We start from the raw sequence: 4,132 nt of genomic DNA, 5'->3' as shown, positions 1-4,132 counted from the left end.
TAATTTAAAACAGGTGGATGCTGATTGTGACCCCACCTATAAAACTCCTGACGGCACTGCTCTTGTATGGTATGGAAAAAACCCGGCAGGCGAATTGGAGTACTTCACCTCTCCCGGCCTGCACCCGAAAACAGGTAAAACCCTCAAGGAACTTTCTAAATATATGTTTGAAAAACACATCTGCCCTTAATAGTGCAGTGTTCAAGGTTCTAATTTTGTAGATCTATCTTCTTGCCTATCCTAATACGCAATGCTTAATACTATTTAAAACTCCCCTTGCCCTGCTGTCCTAAATCTATAAGGACCCAAGTATAATTTTTTGTAATTTCATACTCTAGTCATACACTATCCATACACCATCTATTAAGTATCCATTAAGTATCTCCCAAGATGACCCGTCCTTGACGGGTCAGCCTAGTGGCTCATCTAAGGATACTCCCACCTTACTCACTGCCAAAACATGGGATAAAGCGACTACTCGCTTCTTTAATATGATTCTATATTAGGAAATCGGTCTTTAGATAGTCCACAATTTCTTAATTTTCAAAAACCAATTGAAATGCCTTAGTATGAAAACAGCGATAGCAACCTTCCTCTTCCTCCTGCCCCTGGTCTTCACAGGCCAAAACACAACTGAAACAAACCACTTAACCCAACTCCTCCACAGCTTTATGGAAGGGGCCTCCAACAACGACCGCGATGTCCACGAATCATTCTGGGCAGAAGACCTCATCTACACCAGCTCCAACGGCACCCGTTTTGGAAAAGCCGAAATCATGGCTGGTTTTGAAAATGAAAGAGATGTTTCAGACACGCCAAAAACAGTTTTTACTGCAGAAGAAATTCAAATCAATGTGTATGACGATGTGGCTGTAGTGGCTTTTAAAATGAAAGGAGTTACAGAAAATAAAGTACAGTACTATCTCAACAGTGGTACCTTCTTAAAACGTGTTGGCAATTGGAAGGTGGTCAACTGGCAGGCTACCAAAGTGCCTGAAAAATAAAAAACCGTCTAAACAATTAGGCGGTTTTAAGGTTGATATGGAAACAAGATTTATTTATAACTTCTCAAATCGTAAGGTATCAATAGTACCGTCACCACCACTAACGTCTTTAAGGTCAATTGCGGTTTCAGTAAACCCTTCTACATCCCAGTCGTCATTAAACTCATCAAAAGGTGATTGTGAACCAAAGTCTAAGTCTAAATCCAGTCCGCTACCACTGCCACTTAAAGTAACCGTCCAGCTTCCGGTAAGTGTTTGGTTACCATTGCCGGCTGTAACGTTTCCATCAGAAAGAAAATCTACTTCATAGCCTGAATAGGTCCCCGTTTGATTGTTGCCGTCATCTACATAACTTGCCACAAACCACGAACCGGAAATCATCACATCAACAAGCGCCTGAATGTTGCCTCCTCCTGAACAGTTTTCAGCCGGTGTTCTACCAAATTTAAGGATATCTGTACCGCCATTTCCGCCACTCACATCTAATAATGAAAGTAGGCTTGAATTAAACTCTACAACATCCCAGTCGTCATTCAAATCGTCAAAAGGATCGTCTTCTCCGGTAATTTCAAAGTTTAGCACCAGGTCAAGACCACTGCTGCTGGTTTGCACTTCCCAGCTACCATTTACGGTATTGTTCGCACTTGTTGCAGTTACAGTTTGATTGGCTGCAAAATTGAAGGTATAAGTAACATAATGGCAGGTTTCAATTTCACCATCATCATCTAGCAGGCTTACAAACCAATCATCAGTTGTCAAGTGTTCAATAAAATTGTTTGAGTTGCCTCCACCACCGGTAGTGGGCGTTCTTCCGAAGGTTAAGTAATCTACGCTTCCATCACCTCCACTCACGTGCTTTAAACGAATGATTTGAGGGGTTGCTTCAAGGATGTCCCAGTCTTCATCCAATTCATCAAAAGGGCTGGTAGATCCAAAAAACAATAGAAGGTCAGGTGTTGAGCTACCGGATAAATTCCAGGTTCCGTTTACTTGAGTGGAACCATTATCTGCCACTGCTGTTTGATCTGCATTGAAATTAAATTGATAACCGTTGAATAGAAAAGTTTCATCCTGATCATCAAAGAAATAATTGACATACCAGGCACCGTCAGTTAAAAGCGTTGTAAAGTCCCCGGGTACTTGTCCTCCGGCAGAATCACATGCGATAATAATATCTTGTAATTCCTGTAAATTATTGACTTGTACTGTTGCACCGGTTTCAAGGGTCACTGTAAGCGGAAATGCTATGGTAAATGTAGAGCCTGCTTCTAAATTGGTTATAAAAAGCAGTAAATCCAAATCATTGTTAATGGTCTGTGTACCGGTTTGTTGGCCTGCGGCATTGAAAATAACCAGATTCAGGGGATAATTGAGACTCACACAGTTTATGGATGTGGGTTCAGTGGGGGGTTCTGACATACGGGTTAGCAAGTTGGCCATCAGTGAAGTCTTACTGATGCTAGTTTCATTGTTGTCAGGTAAATCAACTTCATCTGTTGTACAGGAAGTAAAGAGAAAAAAACCAAGTATAAAATATACTGAGATGTGGGCAATAGTTTTCATAAATTTAGAATTAAGGTTATTTACTCTTAGAACAGTTTAAACCATTCCAACCCTACTTTTTATGAAAAATAATGACGAAACTTTAATTTTACTCAATTCGTGAGATTTTAGCACCAATACCCTGAAGTCGCTCCACGATGTGTTCATAGCCGCGATCAATCTGCTCGATGTTATGAATTGTGCTGGTACCGGTAGCAGAAAGGGCTGCAATCAACAAAGAAATACCGGCCCTGATGTCTGGCGAAACCATGGTAGTCGCTTTTAACATCGACTGAAAATCGTGTCCAATGACTGTTGCTCTGTGTGGGTCACACAAAATAATTTTAGCGCCCATATCGATGAGTTTATCGACAAAAAACAACCGGCTTTCAAACATTTTTTGATGAATTAGTACACTTCCCCGGGCCTGGGTACATACCACTAATACAATACTTAATAAATCGGGCGTAAATCCGGGCCATGGAGCATCAGCAATTGTTAAAATAGAACCGTCTATATAACTCTGTATTTCATAATGATCCTGCTCAGGAATGTAAATATCGTCGCCCTTCTTTTCTAAAGTGATTCCCAGCTTTCTGAAGGTGTCCGGAATGATTCCCAGATTTTCCCAGCTTACATTTTTAATGGTTAGTTCGCTGCGGGTCATGGCTGCCAGTCCAATCCAACTGCCAATTTCAATCATATCGGGTAAAATAACATGGGAACATCCCCCGAGTGCTTCAACACCCTCAATCGTTAACAGATTGGAACCTACTCCGCTAATTTTAGCGCCCATACTGTTTAGCATATTACAAAGTTGCTGTAAATAAGGTTCACAAGCAGCATTGTAAATAGTAGTGATTCCTTTAGCTAACACGGCAGCCATAACAATATTGGCTGTTCCGGTTACCGAAGCTTGATCCAGCAACATATAAGTGCCTGTCAATCCTTTAGGAGCTTCTACGCCATAAAAACGCTCCTCCCTGTTATAGCGGAACGTTGCTCCCAGCTTAATAAAACCCTCAAAGTGGGTGTCCAGCCTTCTGCGTCCAATTTTATCACCCCCGGGCCTTGGTATATAGCCTTTGCCAAAACGAGCCAATAATGGACCTACAATCATAATAGAACCTCGCAATGAGCTTCCCTCCTGTTTGAATAATTCTGATTCAAGGTAGCTCAAATCCAAATCATCTGCCTGAAAAATATAGTGCCCCTTCCCTTTTTTCTGGGTTTTGACCCCCAAATGCTCAAGAACGGAAACAAGTTTATTGACATCAATGATATCCGGAATGTTTTTTATTTCAATCTTTTCAGGGGTCAACAATACGGCACACAAAATTTGAAGCGCTTCATTCTTGGCTCCCTGTGGTTGAATTGACCCTTTTAGTTTATGACCGCCTTCAATTTTGAATATACCCATAAAGTAAAGTCTTAGTAGCGTTTACGTGGTCTGTTCTTGTGATTTTTTTTGTGAGATCCTCCATTGGAGTGTTTCTTTTTGCTTTTCATTAAATCTGAAGCATTGGAGAGATCCTCATCGCTTTCTTTCAGGTTGATTTTTCCCTCTGAAAGCTCAAATAAGTGCC

3 protein-coding genes and 1 pseudogene are annotated in these 4,132 nt (G+C 41.1%); 2 read left to right on the top strand and 2 right to left on the bottom strand.

Annotated features, from left to right (window positions below; genetic code table 11):
• Nucleotides 1–190: pseudogene (locus AACY61_RS09825) on the top strand (hypothetical protein); the annotation flags it as partial.
• A gap of 379 nt (nucleotides 191–569) precedes the next feature.
• Complete coding sequence (locus tag AACY61_RS09820) at nucleotides 570–1,004, top strand: nuclear transport factor 2 family protein (protein ID WP_339611401.1); 435 nt, start codon at nucleotides 570–572, stop codon at nucleotides 1,002–1,004.
• Between the two features lie 54 nt (nucleotides 1,005–1,058).
• On the opposite strand, the gene AACY61_RS09815 is transcribed toward AACY61_RS09820, so the two are convergent.
• Together AACY61_RS09815 and murA are read right to left on the bottom strand one after the other, a co-directional pair.
• Nucleotides 1,059–2,567 (bottom strand): hypothetical protein, encoded by a 1,509-nt coding sequence (locus AACY61_RS09815; RefSeq protein ID WP_339611399.1) that lies wholly within the window; start codon nucleotides 2,565–2,567, stop codon nucleotides 1,059–1,061.
• Between the two features lie 88 nt (nucleotides 2,568–2,655).
• Nucleotides 2,656–3,966 (bottom strand): UDP-N-acetylglucosamine 1-carboxyvinyltransferase, encoded by a 1,311-nt coding sequence (gene murA, locus AACY61_RS09810; protein WP_339611398.1) that lies wholly within the window; start codon nucleotides 3,964–3,966, stop codon nucleotides 2,656–2,658.
• Nucleotides 3,967–4,132 lie beyond the last annotated feature (166 nt).

It is taken from the genome of uncultured Planktosalinus sp. (assembly GCF_963973675.1).
In the GTDB taxonomy this organism is placed as follows: Bacteria; Bacteroidota; Bacteroidia; order Flavobacteriales; family Flavobacteriaceae; genus Planktosalinus.
This window is presented reverse-complemented; position numbering and strand designations above follow the sequence as displayed.